Origin of the sequence: Canibacter oris, from assembly GCF_014197205.1 — a bacterium.
Lineage (GTDB): Bacteria > Actinomycetota > Actinomycetes > Actinomycetales > Microbacteriaceae > Canibacter > Canibacter oris.
The window spans coordinates 1-17,390 of record NZ_JACIFD010000018.1; the positions used below are offsets into that span (position 1 = coordinate 1).

Here is a 17,390-nt window from a genome sequence, read left to right on the forward strand (position 1 = left end):
TTCGACCTGGAAAATATGGGGTTGCCGTTTAACCGTACTCCTGAGGGGAAGATTGACCAGCGGCGTTTCGGTGGCCACACTCGTGACCACGGTAAGGCCCCTGTGCGTCGTGCTTGCTATGCAGCCGACCGCACCGGGCACATGATTCTGCAGACACTCTACCAAAACTGTGTGAAGCACAATGTGGAGTTCTTCAATGAGTACTACGCGCTGGATCTCGCAATGACCGAGGAGGCAAATGGCCAGAAGCGCGTTGCAGCGGTTGTTGCGTATGAGTTGGCGACCGGTAAAATTCACGTTTTCCAGGGTAAATCTTTTGTTTTCGCAACCGGTGGCTTCGGAAAAATCTTCAAGACCACCTCTAATGCCCACACCCTAACAGGTGATGGTGTCGGTATCATTTGGCGCAAGGGCCTGCCGCTGGAGGATATGGAGTTCTACCAGTTCCACCCAACAGGTTTGGCGGGGCTTGGTATCCTGCTCACCGAGGGTGCGCGTGGTGAGGGCGCTATTCTCCGTAACGCTTCCGGTGAACGTTTTATGGAGCGTTATGCACCAACCATTAAAGACCTGGCACCGCGTGACATTGTGGCACGTTCAATGGTGCAAGAGGTGCTTGACGGCCGTGGCGCTGGCCCTTATAAAGACTATGTTTACCTTGACTGCACCCACCTGGGCGCGGAAGTGTTAGAAACCAAGCTGCCAGACATCACCGAGTTTGCGCGCACCTATTTGGGTGTTGATCCGGTGGTAGAACCGGTGCCGGTGTACCCAACTGCGCACTACGCAATGGGCGGTATCCCAACCAATAATGACGCAGAGGTGCTGCAAGACAACACCACCGTGGTGCCTGGTCTGTACGCCGCTGGTGAGTGTGCCTGTGTTTCAGTACATGGCTCAAACCGTCTCGGCACTAACTCCCTGCTTGACATCAACGTTTTCGGTAAGCGGGCGGGAAACAACGCCGCAGCTTACGCGCAGACAGCTGATTTCGTGCCACTGCCGGCCGATCCAGCAAAAAACGTGCGCGAGATGGTAGAGACTCTGCGTAACTCCGCAGGCACCGAGTCAGTGGCGGATATTCGCCGCGAGCTACAGGAAGAGATGGACAAGGGTGCCCAGGTGTTCCGCACCGAAGAGTCTTTGTCTCATGTGCTGGGTGTTATCGCCAACCTGCGTGAACGCTATAAGAACATCGCGGTGCATGACCGCGGCGAACGTTACAACACCGACCTGCTTGAGGGTATTGAGCTGGGCTTCCTGCTTGATCTCGCAGAGGTGCTGGCATACACCGCCCGCAACCGCAAGGAAAGCCGCGGTGGCCACATGCGCGATGATTACCCACAGCGGGACGACGTGAACTACATGCAGCACACTATGGCTTACAAAGCCGATGTGCCAGCTGAAGCAGACGTTACTGAACGTATTCGCCTTGATTGGAAGCCGGTTGTGTTCACTAAAAATGAAAACGGTGAGCTGCGTTACCCACCGATGGAGAGGAAGTACTAATGAGCACAGTTACTGAAACTGCCGAAGCTGCAGCTCCAGCGGTGCCGAAACCGTTTACCGTCACCCTGCTGGTGCGTCGTTACAACCCGGAGAATCGCGAGGATGCTTACTGGGAAGACTTTGACGTGGAAATGTATCCGACCGATCGAATCTTGGATGCCCTGCACCGAATTAAATGGGAGCAAGATGGCTCACTAAGCTTCCGTCGTAGCTGCGCCCACGGTATTTGTGGTTCTGACGCAATGCGTATCAATGGCCGCAACCGTCTTGCCTGCAAAACTCTGATTAAAGACCTTGATATCACTAAGCCAATCTACGTGGAAGCGATTAAGGGCCTGCCACTGGAGAAGGATCTGATTGTAGACATGGAGCCGTTCTTTGACGCGTTCCGTGCCGTACAGCCTTTCTTACAGTCAGACACCGCTCCTGCAAACGGCAAAGAGCGACTGCAGTCAATCGAAGATCGTGAGCGCTTCGATGATACAACTAAGTGTATTTTGTGCGCTGCTTGCACTACCAGCTGTCCAGTATTTTGGACAGATGGACAGTACTTTGGACCTAGTGCGATCGTTAACGCACACCGCTTCATCTTTGATTCTCGTGACGAAAAGGCACAGGTTCGTCTGGACATTCTTAACGAGACAGAGGGTGTATGGCGCTGCCGCACCACATTTAACTGCACCGATGCTTGCCCGCGCGGTATTCAAGTGACCAAAGCTATTGCTGAAGTGAAAGAAGCCCTACGCACCGGTAAGGTACGCTAGTTTATTAAACCCTAAACAGTTAAAGCGCTCCAGATTGGAGCGCTTTAACTGTTTTATGCTCATAATTTAGAGGAGCCCTATAAAGTTTTTAAATGCCTTATAGGCATCGGAGATAAGTGTTAGGCTGAAATTATCCCCCCGTAAATTAATATAGGAGACTTCTCTTGATTTCCCCCATCATGAAGAAGGCTGCTGCTGCTATTACCGCAACCGGGATTATGGTTTCATTCCTGGTTAGCGGTGCTACAGTCAGCCAAGCCGCAGACTTAATCACCGGCACAAAAGGTGCCACAACTTCAGTTCCTTACACCAGCGGAAAGGCTCAAGGTTCCGCAAAATGGGGTCTGATTGGTAACTTAAAAGCTCCTGTTATAAGAGGTTCTGCTAATCCATACGGGATTGGCATTAACCCGGCGACCGGAGATCTTTGGGTGAGCGATTCTGGAAAAGTAGCATATTTTCTCGGAAGCAGTTTTCAGAGCGGAACTCCAAACGTTCAAATTTATAAAAAACCTGCTGAGCCAACTTCAGACTATGGCGAAAATGGGATGTACGGAAGTGCAGGAGCTGTTGCTACTGCTACAGATCGTGAAACCAGTGGAGCCGGTGTCGGCTGGGGGCAACCTCACATAATTCGTGACGGTGTATTTGATACTGATCCGAAACGACATGGGCCGCGAGGGATAGCTTTTGATGACGCAGGTGTTGCATGGGTAGTAGATTCTGAGTTTTACCAGAAACGCTCAGAGGGCGAAGCAAACCCACAACGAATTAAACGTTTTGCTGCTGATGGTACGCAGCTGCAGGGTGTAGGTTGGGCTGGCAGCTGGTCAGACACAACTGTTGTTGACGGTCAAACTCTGCCGGCACCGGGAAGTTTTAGAGCAGGGTATTCAGTTTCAGTGGCGCGGATGCAAAACGGAGACTTTATTGCCAACACAGAATCTTATGTTTATGCGTTGCCGCGTTTTGGTGCTGACGGAAGTCCAAAGAACCCTATCTCGCTGCAACGAGTGCCTGTGACATCGCAGACTGCGCAAAATACAGTGGGAACAGTTGTGCGCATTGATCCTTACGCGGTTTCGGTTAATTCGGAAACCGGCTTAATCTATGTCGCTCCTACCACTTGGTATGCTGATGATGCGCCCACAAACGTTGAAACTAATAAACGGTTCGGCGGAGTCTTCGTGCTTAACCCTGATGGCACTGAAGTGGTTGACTATTCGGACGATAGCCGCTTGCAGGTTGCTGCGGTTTGCTCGGGCGGTCGCTGTAAAGGTGACACAATTATGGGAGCGTTTGTTGATAACGAGCCTAATTCCGCGAGCTATGGCGCCGTTTTTGCGATGAAACAAAGCAGCGCAAACTTGGTGCAGATTAATTCACGAACCTGGACGAGTGGTTCTTCAGCCGCTGCTAATGCGCAGGCCGATGCTGCAGCAGTGGTTGCTGTGCCTGGTTTGGCAACAGTTCGGGGTGTAACATCTGACGCTAATGGTTACAAATACATTACCGCGCGTCAAGGAAGTTCTAATGCTGGTGTGCGGATTCTGGCACAAACCCCGCGACCTGTAACAGATTTGACAGTGTCGCAAGAGTGCAACGCTGATATTAAACTCAGTTGGAAACACGATCAGGCGCAGACACAATCGATAGCTCCTACAGAAGACTATGTTGTTGAGATGACCAAGGATGGCGGAGCAACTTGGGAAGTAGTGCCCGCTGCTAAAACTACAGAGCAGACTAAAATGATTCCGAGCGCAGTTGTTGCTGGGCTGGAGACAGAAACCGCAGCTGGGAAAGTTGGTTTTAGAGTTTCAGCTTGGAATAGCGCGGGCAACGGCGACTGGGTGGCAGCTCAGTATCAGCAACCGTTGTGTGTGAAGCTTGCGGTCGAGAAAACCGGGGCTTTGAACGCTGATGGTACCGCTGTTGACTGGAATATTAAGGTTACCAATAACAGCAACGGGCAGCTAAATAACGTTAATCTCAGTGACGTTCTGGTTGCAGCAGATGGGAGTGAGACAGCTGTGCAGTTGCCCCAGACTGTAATCGCTACTTTGGACCCTGCACAGAGTGCAACCGTACAAGTGCAAACACCTGTGACTGAGGGGCAACGCTTGCAGGGATTTGTGAAAAACAAAGCAATTGCATCCGTGGCTGTCGGCGGCAAAACCTTCACAGAAACAGCTCAGGCGAGTGTTCCGGTAACCTATAGCGCTGCTATTGGGGTTACTAAAAACGCGCAACCGTTGGTATCAGAAGACTATGTGCAGTGGCAAATTACCGCTACCAATAATGGCAATGTAACAATCACTGAGATGATGTTTGATGATACCTTAGGTGATATTGCGCCGACTGATATCGTGTGGCCAGCCACGGCAGGGCAGTTAGCGCCGGGAGAGAGCGTCACCGCTACTTTGCGAACTGATTTTACTGATGCGCACAGGGCGGCCGGTAGCGTCACCAACGTGGCAACCGTAGCCGGTAAAGTGAATTCAGAAACTGTGGCGGCGCAAGCTGAGGCTGAGGTGAAAGTTCCGCACAGTAAACTCACTGCCACGAAGACTGGCAAGCTTGATGCTGCGGCTGGGAAAATCCACTGGACCGTTAACGTTACCAACAGCGGTAACACGGTGCTCAAAGATTTTGAAGTGACTGACAACCTTGCTGGGTTGAGCCAGTTAGTTTACGAGTGGCCAAATTCTGTTGCTGAACTGCAGCCGGGAGAGACCCTAATTGTGACTGCGGCATCGCCCGTTACACTGCAGCACAGTGAGCAAGCCATAACCAACGTTGCTGCGGTGAAAGCGGTTAGCGAGTACGGTAAGCAGGTCGATGCTGCCTTTGTCAGTGCGACAGTTACTGTGCCCGCCGCCCCAGAACCGCCAGTTGATCCGCAACCGATTAATCCGCAACCGGGAGAGGGTAGCGGATCACCGCAATCGCCTCAGGATGATAACGGGCCACAGCGCGCCGGCGAGAAGCTTGCAGCAACCGGTGCAGCCGAGCAGTTGATACCGGTCGGTTTCGCGGGCCTGCTGCTCTTGTTGGCTGCAAGCGTTGTGGTTACCTTAGTGGCGCAACAGCGGCGTCGCAGGGGCTAGTTACTGCAGCTAGTTTCGAGCTGTGATGCGGTGCCCGCGTCAAGGCTGTGCGAGGAGAGATCTCTCTCCTCGCACAGCTGCTTTTCAGGGAGTAATTTTCGATACATAAGGCGGCAGGATAGACTTTTGCTCGGGACATAAGTCGAATATGAAGATAGAGACGTAGGAGTGAAGCGTCTACGCAGAGGGAGCAGACGAACATGGCACAAGACGCGAAGCCAGCAGCCGACAAAACAGGTGCTGTTGCCAAAGTATTAAAACTGGTGGAAAAATTGCAGCGCACTAGAGCGCTGCGCGCTAATACGCACCTCAGCGCTAAAGGTGGCGAGATTTTTTCTGCCGGTATGAGCTTCCAGGCAGTGTTTGCGGTGTTCGCTGCGATCTTCGTGGGTTTTAGTGTTTTCGGGTATTTTCTGCGGGGCAACGAAGAGCTCGTTGACTCGATGAGCAGCTCAATCTCAGAAATGGTGCCGGGACTTGTCGGCCCCGGGGGTGCGTTGAACCTGCATGACCTGGTCAACGATTCTGCGTTAACCTGGGGCGGTGTTATTGGTGCGGCGTCGTTGCTTTTGGTAATCGTGACCTGGTTTACCAGTACTCGCACGGTGATTCGCATTATTAACGATATGGATGTTAAAGAGTACGGCAACCCGATTCTTTTGAAGTTAAAAGACTTCGGGATGTCGTTGCTGTTCGGCTTGATGCTGTTGGTTGCGAGCGCGGTGTCGCTCGGCTCAACCGCGGTTTTGAATATCGTCGGCGACATCTTTGGTCGTGACAACTGGATCTTTGGCGGCACCGGTTTAGTGCTGCGATACGGCCTGATGTTCTTGGTTTACTGGCTGGTGGTGTTTGCGATTCACAAGTGGTTGGCGGGCTTGCCGCATCGCCCAAAGCAGCTGTGGAAAGAAACCATTTTGGGTGCAGCAGGGCTGTTGATATTGACACTGCTCGGTTCGAGCCTATTAGGCGGTGCAACGAAGAACCCACTGCTTGCGCCATTCGCTATTATTATTGGTCTCTTGCTGTGGTTTAATTTTGTGTCGCGTGTACTGCTTTTTAACGCTAGCTGGATTGCTGTTGGCGCAGACAAGCAACTTGGCTTGCCAGACAAGATTCTGCAGCAGGATGCTGCTGAAACCGCCCAAAAAGTAGCGGCTCTGCAGCGATAGTAAATAGTGAATAACAATTAAATAAAATTGCTTGTTTAGCATTTTCTAAGTCATATAATGAATTTACTCCAAGGCGGAGTAGGCATTATTTCGAGGAGGTAAAATGCTGACCCTGCAGAATGTGTCCTTGCGCTACGATACCGGTTCAGAGATTGTAACCGCGCTTAATAACGTTAATTTTCAAGTCAACGTCGGTGAGATGGTGGCAGTGATGGGCGCCAGCGGTTCGGGCAAAACCAGTTTAATTAACGTAATAGCCGGGTTGCAAGAGGCAGAAAGCGGCAGTGTGTGCGTTGCTGGATACATGATGCATGAGATGTCTGCGAGTCAGCGGGCCGCGGCTAGACTCGCAGACATCGGGGTAATCTTCCAAGATCATAACTTAATACCAGAGTTTACGGCACTAGAAAATGTGATGTTGCCGCTGCGAGCTCAGGGGCAAGACTTGCAAAGTGTTAAAACTTTAGCGCTTGATTCTTTGTCTCGGGTTGGGCTCGGCGACTTTGCCCGGCGGCTACCTAAGGAGCTGTCGGGAGGGCAAAAACAGCGTGTGGGGATAGCCAGAGCATTGACCGGTGGGAAGAAAATACTGTTGGCTGATGAACCTACCGGTTCGCTCGACACTAAAAATTCGGTTGAAATATTTGAGACGCTGCGTGAGCTAGCCGACTCGGGCGTGTGCGTTGTGGTTTCAACCCACGACAGCGCTGTTGCTAATATCGCTCACGATATTCGTGAGATGCGTGACGGAGTTATCGATGCCAAATTATGAAGTTGTAAGCAGGAAGCCAGCTTTTTCATTAACTCGATATTTAACCGTTTTTTTCCTGAAAGCCAGACAGTTTAAGCTTTCTGCTGCTTTGGCTGCTGTTGCCAGTTTTGCGGTGTTGCTAATTTTTTTATTGATACAGACAGGGCAGTTAACAGCACAGCAAATTATTGCACGGGACTTAGGAAGTTTTTCACACAGGGTCATCGTACCGCTGACAATGCCTTTGCAGGAAGCAGCAAAACTTGATTTTGCAGAAATTGAAAAAATGATAATTTCTGCCGGGGCTGACCGCGCGGTTGCTGCCGCCGACTCCTATCAAGTGTATTTTGGTACTGACAGTAAAGATCGTGCTACTCTGCAGAGTTTTAACTGGAATGTTGATAAGCAGCTAGAAAATAAAACCTTGCTGGAAGGGAAATTTCCAGAGAACGCCGATGAAGTGGTAGTTACAAGGCAGCTTGCAGAGCGTTTGGGCGGATCAGAAGTATCTTTTGGAAGCTCAGAAGTGACTTTTAAAGTTGTGGGGTTATACGAGGAAGTTTTTAACCCTGCTCCCTACGGGCTGTTACTGCACAGCGAAGGGTGGCAAAAATTTCAAACTCTCGGCGCAAATGAGCAATACGATTTGCAGCTAATAGTTTATTTTGACACAGCAGACACTGACATTACGGTATACCTAGAAAAAGTGCGCGCTTGGCTGCACCTGGCTGGTTTTGAAGCCCCTGACGTGGAGGCTTTTTATGCAGGGGTTGAAAGTAAAAGTGGGCTCTCTACGTACCAGCCGACACTTTATTCTGAAGTTATTCTCCTTTCGCTTTTAGCGCCTTTGGCCGCGGGTAGTATCAGTGGATATTTGGTTGCGAGATTTGTGAAACGCATTGGCGCGACTATGCACGCGTTAGGTATACGAAACAGCGCTGTCCCGGCAATCGCTGCTGCGCTTGTCATGTCACTATTTGGCGCGATGATAGGGGTGTTCTGCGCAGTTATTGTAGGCTATGCTCTCAGACCACTGCTCACCGCGCTGCAAGGCGTGCAGATCGGCGAATACCACGACATTGCCGTAATGGGAGTTTTGCTGCTGTTGGTAAGTGTTTTAGGTCAAGTATTTGGTATTGCATCACTCATTAAACCAAACTTAAAACTTATTGTGGCTAAGAAATATTTACCGAACGGATGGCAGATGCTGCCAGCGCTGAGTATTTTGTGCTTTTTACTGGGCGGTGCATTCTTAGCAAGCCGCGAGATAAACATTCAAGTTTTAGGCCCATTTGTGTACGCTATTGCTGTGGTTTTACTAGCGCCATATTTGCTGCGTTTGTTTTTACAGGTGAAACTGCAGCACCCCATGGCGGCATTGGCACGGTTGCGGTTACAGCAGCGACTTGCGGGCAGATAAAAACCACCCTGTCTCTCGCTGTGGTCTTAACAATAGGTTTTTCCACGCTTACCCTTAGCCATGCGGTGAACGCTGCGTTTAATAATCAACAGGTGCCTAGAGTGCCTCCGGGCAGTGCTCAGCTGCTGGTATTAAATGAGGCAACTGACGGTGATGCTTTAGCGGATCAGGTAGCGGGTCACATCGGTAGCAGCCCGGTACGATTAGAAATGCTTGACATCAACAGTGAGTATCGGGACGGGGCTTTTTACGCTTTAGCTGATACCGCAGCTGTCGAGAAATTTTTGAAAATCACTCTAACCGCGGCTGAGAAAGATGCTTTGCATCATGGTGCAGTGCTGCGGTTGGGGCACTTAGAAAATCCCGAAATTAATTTTGGCGATGCTGGCGCGCTTCCTGCTTTCACGCCGCAGCAGTCACCGGAAAGATATGGGATATACGGTGCCGGATTGTTGCTGGCAGATACCGCTCGTGAACAAGGCTTTGCAACCTCTATGCTTAGTTGGTTCTATACTGACATGAACCCGGAGCAAGAAAAAATTCTAGCGGAGTTGCCGGTTGCGCTCGGATTTAATCCCGGCTGGTTGATACAAGCTGCGCCTGATTTTGAGTTTGCAGAATCATGGCAGGCGATTTTGATTGGGCTAGGCACAGGCATAATTGCCGGATTTTTAGTGTTGGGTTATGCTAACGGCGCTGCCCGCAATCTCAGAGGCACCAACGCCGCGCTACTTGCCATTGGTGTGCCACGTAGGTGGTATTACCGCTTGGTGGCAACTGAGGTTGGTGCGGTGGTGTTGATCGCTATAGTGAGTGCGGTCTTAGGCACGATTGTGGGAATGCTGATAACCGCAATTACTTGGGCTCGCGACTTTGAAATGCGTTTGCCTTGGCTACCACTCGGCAGCACTGTAGGTGTTTTGGTGCTGGTGACCGTAATTGCGGTAATTGCTGCCGGAAGAAAAATGCAGCTAAACGAGCGTGAGCATAGCGAATAATCGCTAGGACTGAACTGTTCTCGCGATAAGCAGATTAAGCGATACCGTTAACGGAATCGCGAAGCGCGGCGGTGAGCTCAGCGGCTCGGGCCGCTGCCGCGCTTTGACGCTCCGAGACGGTTCCTGCGGTGTTTTGGCAGTCGATGTAGAGTTTCAGTTTTGGTTCAGTGCCGCTCGGACGCATCATCACACGTGAGCCGTCTGTAAGGTCGAAGCGCAGCACATTTGCCCGCTGATCAACCGCAGTCAGTTGGCTTAAATCTTGATAGTTTGCGACAGCAACACCGCCGAATTCACGCGGCGGGTTGTCTCGCACCTGTTGCAGTGCCGCTGCTGCCTGTGCGGCGCTCTCAAACTGCAGGGTAATCTGGTCACTGACGAAAGCGCCAAACAGGGCTGTTGCTTCGTCTAGCATATCCCACAGGGTTTTGCCCTTGCGGTGCAACTCGCACACCATATCGGTAACAGCGAGCGCCGCTGAAATGCCGTCTTTATCGCGAATATTAGTGGGGTTTACCAGATATCCGAGAGCCTCTTCGAACCCGAAAACTAGACCCGGCACGCGGCTGATCCACTTAAAACCGGAAAGCGTTTCGACATAGCGTAGGCCGTAATGCTTGGCAACCTCGCGCAGCGCCGGAGAGGACACAATAGTGTTGGCAAGTGTGGGCTGCTCATCGTAAATTGCGCCCGCAGCTAGCTCGGCGGCTACGTTTTGCGCTGCACGCCAACCCAGCAGCAGCCCCAGTTGGTTGCCTGTGAGAGCAGTATAGTTGCCGCTACCGTCACGGCTTGGAAGGGCGACGGCGAGGCGATCCGCATCTGGATCATGTGCCAAGATAACATCGGCTCCAACCTGCGCGGCACGCTCAAAAATTAGCTCTAGTGCGGCGGGATTTTCAGGGTTAGGGTTTTGCGCGGTGGGGAATTGTGGATCCGGCTCAGCCTGCTGCGCCACGGTGATTAACTCCGGCAAATCAGCAGCCGTAAACAAGCGCGCGGTGGTCGCCAGCCCAACTCCGTGCAGCGGCGTGTAAACGATTGTCGGTTGCGGTGTGGCACTGCGCGGCGGCAGCGACTCATGAGTCTGGATGCTGCGTGCGGAGGCGAGAGTTGCGGCAACGTATTCGGTGAAAATAAAGTCGCTGCCGTGCTCGAAATTGTCAGAGATTTTAATATCGTAAAACTCGCCGGCGGCCACTTCGGCAATAGCCGCCGCGATTGCGGAATCTTGCGGAGGCACAATTTGGGAGCCGTTATCTAATCCGCCGAGATAGAGTTTGTAGCCATTATCAGGGGCAGGGTTGTGGCTGGCGGTAATCATCACGCCGGCAATTGCGTCGTAGCGGCGCACCGCGAAAGCGGTCACCGGGGTTGGCAGCGGCCCCGGCAGTAAGATTGCACGGAAACCGTAGCCGGCAAGCACTTGGGCAGCGTCACGGGCGAAAATCGCAGAGTTCTTGCGGGCATCAAACCCCACCACAACGGTTTGCGGAGCGTCAGCGGGGCGCTGCTCCCGCAGGAACTTTGCGAGCCCGGCAGTCGTTTGCATCACCACAACCCGGTTCATCCGTAGTGGCCCTGCGCCCAGCGGTGCCCGGAGCCCGGCTGTGCCAAACTCTAGGCGCCCCGCAAAACGTGACAGAATTGCGGCGCTGTTGGTGTGTGGATCTGCCAGTAACGCGGTAAGCTCCGCCCGCGTCTCAGGGTCGGGGTCAAGCTCTGCCCAGCGCTGCGCCTGCTGCAGAATTTCGGTGGTGAGGGTTGGCTGCTCGGTCATGTTTTTCCTTACTAGCGTGGCAGATTGGTGATTACCGCAGTCAGCAGTTCTGCCAGCCGCGCCTCCGCGGCTTTGCCCTCAGCAATAATCTCTTCGTGGTTGAGCGGCTCGTCAACAACTCCGGCAGCCGGGTTAGTGATCAGGGTGAACCCCAAAATGCGCATCCCGAGAGCGCGGGCGGCGATTGCCTCTAGCGCGGTAGACATGCCCACCGCGTCGGCGCCGATGGTGCGCAGATAGTGAATTTCTGCGGGGGTTTCAAAGTGTGGGCCCGGCACCTGGGCGTAAACGCCCTCTTTAAGGTCTGGTTTGACCTGTTTGGCTGCTGCGCGCAGTTCTTTGCTGTACAGGTCGGTGAGATCCACAAACTCAGCACCTTTGAGTGGGCTCTTAGCGGTGAGGTTGATGTGATCTTTAATGAGCACAGCTTCGCCGACACCGTAGTCAAAGTTGACCCCGCCCGCCCCGTTGGTGAGCACTGCGGTGGTGGCGCCGGCGGCGTGGGCAGTGCGCACGCCGTGCGCGACCGCATCAACGCCTTTGCCTTCGTAAAGGTGAGTGCGCGCGCCGATAACCAGCACGTGGCGCCCGTCTGCAAGCCGAATCGCGGTAAGCGTGCCAGAGTGGCCAATAACCCCGCTGGGGGCGAAACCCGGCACCTGCTCCGCCGGAATTTCCGCGATAATTTCACCCAGGGTGTGAGCCGCGCGCCCCCAGCCGGAGCCGAGCGTGAGCGCGATGTCGAATTTTGCGATGCCGGTGAGCTCTTGCAGTTTAGCTGCGGCTGCGGTGGCGAGTGCTGCGGTTTCTGCGGTGGTCAGTGGTGCGGTAAAAGTCATAGTTCAATTTTAAGGGCAGTGGCTGGAACTTAGCAGATTGTTTTCTGAGCTGTAGATAACTGCTGGCCGAGGATTGATTCAGTGTTGGTGATTGCGGCACGGCGCCGCCATGTGGTTGTGTGGAGGCGGGCTGCGATGAAGCTGTTAAAGCACTGTGAATAAAGCCGATTTAGGTAAGGCGAGCCTTAGTATGTAGATGTGGGAGCAGAGGAATCTTTCGAATTTGACTTGCCGCAACAGGTGGGGGAAGCACCGACTCTGGTGCTAGCGGCCGGCGATGCCGGTGACCTTGCGGAGCTGCAACTGTGGTTGCAAGGATTCGCGACCCCGGTATTCGGCGCGGTCTTTTTGGAGGTCTTTGCTCCCCACCAGCAGACAGAGCTCTGGCTTCCGGCTGGCGTCAGTTGCACCTGGCTGTGCCGAGAAACCAGTAAACGCGGCTATCTTCCCGGTTGGGGTAAACCGCGCGGGCTGGCACTCAGGGAAGCGGTTTCGAGCTGGCTGGCTGAATGGGCCCCGCATGAAGAAACAGGTGAAATTCATGTGTGGGCAGGGGCCCAATCGAGCTCAATCATGCGCAGCTATTGGCTGCGAGTGGAGCGCGAGTTTATGAAATCCCGAAACAGACAGGAACGATATGTCTAAAGCAGACACCACAAAAATCTACACCACCACCGCGCTGGTTATCGGCACCGGCGGATCCGGGCTGCGCGCCGCGATCGAGCTGTGTGAGCTCGGGCACGATGTTCTCGCGGTGGGAAAGCGGCCGCGTTTTGATGCCCACACGACGCTGGCTGCGGGCGGCATTAACGCGGCGCTGGGCACGATGGATCCGGAAGATAGCTGGCAGCAGCACGCCGCAGACACGATTACCGAAAGCTATATGTTGGCGGATCCACGCACCGTAGAAATCGTGACCAAAAATGCGGCTCGCGGCATTGCCGATTTGGAGCGTTACGGTATGGGGTTTGCTAGGGAAGAAGACGGGCGCATTTCGCAGCGCTTCTTCGGTGCGCATACCTACCGTCGCACCGCGTTCGTGGGGGACTACACCGGGCTGGAGATCCAGCGTACCCTCGTTGCGAAAGCCGAGCAGCTCAATATCCCGATTCTAGATACCGTTTACATTACCCGGCTGCTGCAGAGCGAAACCGGCGAGGTGTGCGGCGCCTACGGCTTTGACCTGATTTACGGAAATCGGGTGATTGTGCGGGCAGACGCAGTGATTCTTGCGAGCGGCGGACACAACCGTATTTGGCGGCGCACCTCTAGCCGGCGCGACGAAAACACCGGCGATACCTTCCGTCTGGCGGCGCTCGTTGGTGCCCGCATCCGGGACGCGGAGCTGGTGCAGTTCCATCCATCTGGCATTTTGGAGCCGGAGAGCGAAGCCGGCACCCTGATTAGCGAGGCAGCCCGCGGCGAAGGCGGTATTTTGCGCAATGCCTTGGGCGAGCGTTACATGCCAAAGTATGACGCGGAGCGGCAAGAGCTCAGCACCCGAGATCGGGTGGCGCTGGCATCAGAGACGGAGATTCGGGAGGGGCGCGGCACCCCGCGCGGCGGCGTCTGGCTTGACGTATCGCACCTGCCAAAAGCACAGATTATGGAGCGTTTGCCGCGTGTCTACCATCTCATGATGGAGTTGCAGATGCGCGACATCACCAAAGAGCCTATGGAGATTGCGCCGACCGCACACTACTCGATGGGCGGGGTGTGGGTGAACCCCGAAGATCACAGCACCGAGGTGCCGGGCCTGTATGTAATTGGCGAGGCATCGAGCGGGCTGCACGGCGCTAACCGCCTGGGTGGCAACTCCCTGATTGAGCTTCTGGTGTATGGGCGGATCGTGGGCGAAGCGGTTGCAGCCTACTCTGCGCAGCTGCCAGCGCAGCCGCGGGCGCCCCGGGCAGAGCAGGAAGCAGCTGCCGAAATGGATAGCCTGTTAAGCCGTGACGGCACCGAAAATGTGCGCGCGCTGCAGCGGGAGATTCGTGATTTGATGACCGCGCACGCCGGCGTAATTCGTGACGAGGAGGGCCTGCTTGAGGGTCTTCGCAAACTCGATGCGGTGGAGCAGAAAGTGGCGAACCTAGGGGTGCACCCAGATTTAGCTGGCTTCCAAGACTTGGCGCACGCCTACGACCTGCTGGCGATGATTATTGCCGCCCGCGCAACCTTGCAGTGCGCGCTGGAACGCCGCGAAACCCGTGGCTGCCATAATCGTACGGACTACCCGGAGATGGATCCGCAGCTGCAGGTCAATATGGTGTGGTCACTTGACGGCACCGTGGAGCACGAAGCAATCGCGCCGGTGCCAGAGGAAATCGCGGCGCTAATGCGTGAACACACCGACTATCGCGGCAAACTCGTGGAGTAAGCTGCGTCGTGAAACACTTACCGAGCCCGGGTGTCCAGAGTAGCACCCGGGTTCGGTTTATCATGTAATTATGAGTGCAGAAACTCACCGGAAAAAGTGTCTGTTGTGGCGCATGCAGTGAAATCGTGCGTCCGCAGCTGATAGCTTTTCAGACGCACGATTTCGCTGCGTATTGGTTATGTTTTCAGTGATGATAAGCGTGGCAAATTAAACTTTTGGGGTCTGGGCCCGCAGCGGCTTTACCAGCCGCGCTCGGCGAGGCGATGCGGCGCTGGCAGATCCGCAACATTGATGCCCACCATTGCCTCACCGAGGTTGCGTGAGACTTCTGCGAGCACTGCGGCGTTGCGGAATTCCCGGGTAGCGCGCACCACCGCCTTAGCGCGGGCAGCGGGGTTGCCAGACTTGAAAATGCCGGAGCCCACGAAAACCCCGTCGGCGCCGAGCTGCATCATCATCGCCGCGTCTGCCGGAGTTGCGACACCGCCGGCGGTGAGCAGCGGCACCGGTAGTTTGCCGCGCTGGGCGGTCTCCAAAACTAGCTCGTACGGAGCGCTGAGTTCTTTCGCGGCTACATAGAGCAGGTCAGGGGCGGTCTCATAGGCCGCTTTCAACTCAGCAATCTGCTGCATGATGGTGCGGATGTGCTTGGTTGCTTCGCTAACGTCACCGGTGCCAGCCTCGCCCTTGGAGCGAATCATCGCCGCGCCCTCTGCGATGCGGCGCAGCGCCTCACCCAGGTTGGTGGCGCCGCACACAAACGGCACCGCAAAGTCGTGCTTGTTGATGTGGTGCACGTAGTCAGCGGGTGAGAGCACCTCTGATTCGTCAACAAAGTCGATGCCGAGCTCTTCGAGAATCTGGGCTTCCACGAAGTGGCCGATGCGAGCCTTCGCCATGACCGGAATGCTCACCGCTTCTTGAATCCCGGCGATCATGTCTGGGTCGCTCATGCGCGCCACGCCGCCTTGGGCGCGGATGTCTGCTGGCACCCGCTCCAGTGCCATCACCGCGACGGCGCCCGCGTCTTCCGCGATGCGCGCCTGGTCAGGGGTCACCACGTCCATGATGACGCCGTTCGTGAGGTGGTCTGCAAGGCCACGTTTAACTAGTTTTGAATTAGTGATTTCAGTCATACAGATAATTTTTGCCGCGGTTATGGTCTAATAAAAGAGCCAAAAATAACAAATTTTTTTAGACCAAGGTGGATCATGTCGCACCACGTTGAGCTGGAGCTGCCGCTGACACTTGAACGCTCCGGCACCCAAACACTGCCGGCGCAGCTCGCGGCACAACTGCGGGAACTGATTAGAACCGCGGTGCTGCCGCAGGGCACCGTGCTGCCGGCCACCAGGCAGCTGGCATTGCGGCTCAACACCTCGCGGGGCACAGTGGTAGCAGCGTACGAGCAGCTGCTGTCGGAGGGGTATTTGCAAACCGCCGGGCGCAGCACGCGGGTCGCGCCGCTGCCAGAGACGCTGCGCACTGCGCTGCTGCAGCACCCCTCGCGGGGCATAATCAGCGCGCCGCCGCCCGCCGCCGCGGCTATGGCAGCCCGCCCCGCCGCCCCGCGCCCACGGTGGGATCTCACCCCGGGAGCCAGCGACAGCTCCCTGTTGCCCAGTGCCGCCTGGCGAGCAGCCTGGCGCGGCGCCGCTGCAGCGCCCCACAGCGCCTACCCGGAGACCGGCTCCCCGCGGTTACAGGCAGCGCTCGCCGACTACCTGCGGTTGGCGCGCACCGTAGTGGCTGATCCACACACCATCTTAATTACTAGCGGGGCGCGTGATGGGTTGCGGCAATTGCTGAGTGCGCTGAGCCACTCCGCTGACAGCAAACGTCTCACGGTCGCTGTTGAAACCCCGGGATTTGCGTCGCTGCACCGGGTGCCGCAAGCGCTGGGGCACCACACCATCGCGATTCCGGTTGACGCGCAGGGCATGAACCCGGCGCTTTTGCCGCGCGGGGTGGCGGCGCCGGAGGTGGTGCTGCTGACGCCGAGCCATCAGTATCCGCTGGGCGCGTCGATGCCGTTACGGCGACGGCTGGAACTGCTTGCTTGGGCGCGGCAACACGGCAGCATCCTGGTGGAGGACGATTACGATTCGGAGCTGCGCTATGCCGGCGATCCGCTGCCGGCGCTCGCGGCGCTTGACAAACAGCGCGACTGCGTTGCCACCCTGGGCAGTTTCACCAAGCTGCTGCATGCCGGGGTGGGTTTGGGGTATCTCACCGCTCCGGCGCAGTTGCAGCCCGCGCTGCTGCGGCTGCGCGCCGATCTGGGCGGCACCGTGTCTACCGTGGTGCAGGATGCGCTGACCGAGTTCTTGCGCTCCGGAGCTGCCAGGCACCACATTGCGAGAATGCGCCGGGAGTACCGGGCGCGGCGCAACCTGGTGCAGCAGATTCTGACACCTGAGGTTTTGGCGCCCCGCGGGTTGCGGCTGATTCCGCTCGACGGCGGGCTGCACACAGTGCTGCAGTTCGATGCAGCGATCGGCGCGGGGGTGGATGGCGTGACGGGTGCGAGCTCTGCGGGTGGAGCAGCGAGTGTGATTGCGGCCGCTGCGGCGGGCTGGAGCGCGGAAGATGCGGCTCCGCAGGATTGGGCTGCGGCTGAACAGCAACTAGTTGCCGAATTGGCGGCAGCCGGAATCGCGGTCCGCAGTT

13 protein-coding genes are annotated in these 17,390 nt (G+C 55.5%); 10 read left to right on the top strand and 3 right to left on the bottom strand.

Annotated features, from left to right (window positions below; translation table 11 throughout):
• From sdhA to F5897_RS07470, 7 genes are all read left to right on the top strand, one after another.
• The coding region (sdhA, locus tag F5897_RS07440) for a succinate dehydrogenase flavoprotein subunit (protein WP_183305049.1) at window positions 1-1,509 on the top strand (1,509 nt) is incomplete at its 5' end.
• Complete coding sequence (locus F5897_RS07445; protein WP_124824823.1) at window positions 1,509-2,273, top strand: succinate dehydrogenase iron-sulfur subunit; 765 nt, start codon at window positions 1,509-1,511, stop codon at window positions 2,271-2,273. The genes sdhA and F5897_RS07445, both read left to right, overlap by 1 nt.
• A gap of 164 nt (window positions 2,274-2,437) precedes the next feature.
• Entirely contained in the window at window positions 2,438-5,380 is a 2,943-nt protein-coding gene (locus F5897_RS07450) for a DUF7507 domain-containing protein (RefSeq protein WP_183305050.1), read from the top strand.
• A gap of 200 nt (window positions 5,381-5,580) precedes the next feature.
• Entirely contained in the window at window positions 5,581-6,552 is a 972-nt protein-coding gene (locus F5897_RS07455; RefSeq protein ID WP_183305051.1) for a YihY/virulence factor BrkB family protein, read from the top strand.
• A gap of 103 nt (window positions 6,553-6,655) precedes the next feature.
• Window positions 6,656-7,324 (top strand): ABC transporter ATP-binding protein, encoded by a 669-nt coding sequence (locus F5897_RS07460; RefSeq protein WP_124824827.1) that lies wholly within the window; start codon window positions 6,656-6,658, stop codon window positions 7,322-7,324.
• Window positions 7,311-8,723, top strand: coding sequence for an ABC transporter permease (locus F5897_RS07465; RefSeq protein WP_183305052.1), 1,413 nt, complete (start codon window positions 7,311-7,313; stop codon window positions 8,721-8,723). Before F5897_RS07460 ends, F5897_RS07465 begins: the two co-directional genes overlap by 14 nt.
• A gap of 92 nt (window positions 8,724-8,815) precedes the next feature.
• Window positions 8,816-9,721 (top strand): hypothetical protein, encoded by a 906-nt coding sequence (locus F5897_RS07470; RefSeq protein WP_183305053.1) that lies wholly within the window; start codon window positions 8,816-8,818, stop codon window positions 9,719-9,721.
• 34 nt (window positions 9,722-9,755) lie between these two features.
• Here F5897_RS07470 and F5897_RS07475 read toward each other — a convergent pair whose 3' ends face one another.
• The gene (locus F5897_RS07475) at window positions 9,756-11,501 is read right to left on the bottom strand and encodes a phospho-sugar mutase (RefSeq protein ID WP_183305054.1); all 1,746 of its coding nucleotides are present in this window, start codon (window positions 11,499-11,501) and stop codon (window positions 9,756-9,758) included.
• Between the two features lie 11 nt (window positions 11,502-11,512).
• Complete coding sequence (locus tag F5897_RS07480; protein WP_183305055.1) at window positions 11,513-12,340, bottom strand: purine-nucleoside phosphorylase; 828 nt, start codon at window positions 12,338-12,340, stop codon at window positions 11,513-11,515.
• Between the two features lie 198 nt (window positions 12,341-12,538).
• Here F5897_RS07480 and F5897_RS07485 point away from each other — a divergent pair, with 198 nt between their 5' ends.
• Together F5897_RS07485 and F5897_RS07490 are read left to right on the top strand one after the other, a co-directional pair.
• Window positions 12,539-12,985, top strand: a complete 447-nt coding sequence (locus F5897_RS07485; RefSeq protein ID WP_124824831.1) for an SIP domain-containing protein — start codon at window positions 12,539-12,541, stop codon at window positions 12,983-12,985.
• Window positions 12,978-14,720, top strand: a complete 1,743-nt coding sequence (locus F5897_RS07490) for an L-aspartate oxidase (RefSeq protein ID WP_183305056.1) — start codon at window positions 12,978-12,980, stop codon at window positions 14,718-14,720. The genes F5897_RS07485 and F5897_RS07490 overlap by 8 nt, the downstream gene beginning before the upstream one ends.
• 239 nt (window positions 14,721-14,959) lie before the next feature.
• On the opposite strand, the gene pdxS is transcribed toward F5897_RS07490, so the two are convergent.
• Window positions 14,960-15,856, bottom strand: a complete 897-nt coding sequence (gene pdxS, locus F5897_RS07495; protein WP_124824834.1) for a pyridoxal 5'-phosphate synthase lyase subunit PdxS — start codon at window positions 15,854-15,856, stop codon at window positions 14,960-14,962.
• Window positions 15,857-15,931: 75 nt separating this feature from the next.
• Here pdxS and pdxR point away from each other — a divergent pair.
• Window positions 15,932-17,390, top strand: a 1,459-nt coding sequence (gene pdxR / locus F5897_RS07500) for a MocR-like pyridoxine biosynthesis transcription factor PdxR (RefSeq protein ID WP_183305057.1), incomplete at its 3' end; no start/stop codon positions are given.

Excerpts from the sequence above, each read along its gene's own strand:
- F5897_RS07445 (WP_124824823.1), top strand. The coding sequence starts at position 1,509 with ATGAGCACAGTTACTGAAACTGCCGAAGCTGCAGCTCCAGCGGTGCCG.
- F5897_RS07455 (WP_183305051.1), top strand. The coding sequence starts at position 5,581 with ATGGCACAAGACGCGAAGCCAGCAGCCGACAAAACAGGTGCTGTTGCC.
- F5897_RS07460 (WP_124824827.1), top strand. The coding sequence starts at position 6,656 with ATGCTGACCCTGCAGAATGTGTCCTTGCGCTACGATACCGGTTCAGAG.
- F5897_RS07465 (WP_183305052.1), top strand. The coding sequence starts at position 7,311 with ATGCCAAATTATGAAGTTGTAAGCAGGAAGCCAGCTTTTTCATTAACT.
- F5897_RS07475 (WP_183305054.1), bottom strand. The coding sequence starts at position 11,501 with ATGACCGAGCAGCCAACCCTCACCACCGAAATTCTGCAGCAGGCGCAG.
- F5897_RS07480 (WP_183305055.1), bottom strand. The coding sequence starts at position 12,340 with ATGACTTTTACCGCACCACTGACCACCGCAGAAACCGCAGCACTCGCC.
- F5897_RS07490 (WP_183305056.1), top strand. The coding sequence starts at position 12,978 with ATGTCTAAAGCAGACACCACAAAAATCTACACCACCACCGCGCTGGTT.
- pdxS (WP_124824834.1), bottom strand. The coding sequence starts at position 15,856 with ATGACTGAAATCACTAATTCAAAACTAGTTAAACGTGGCCTTGCAGAC.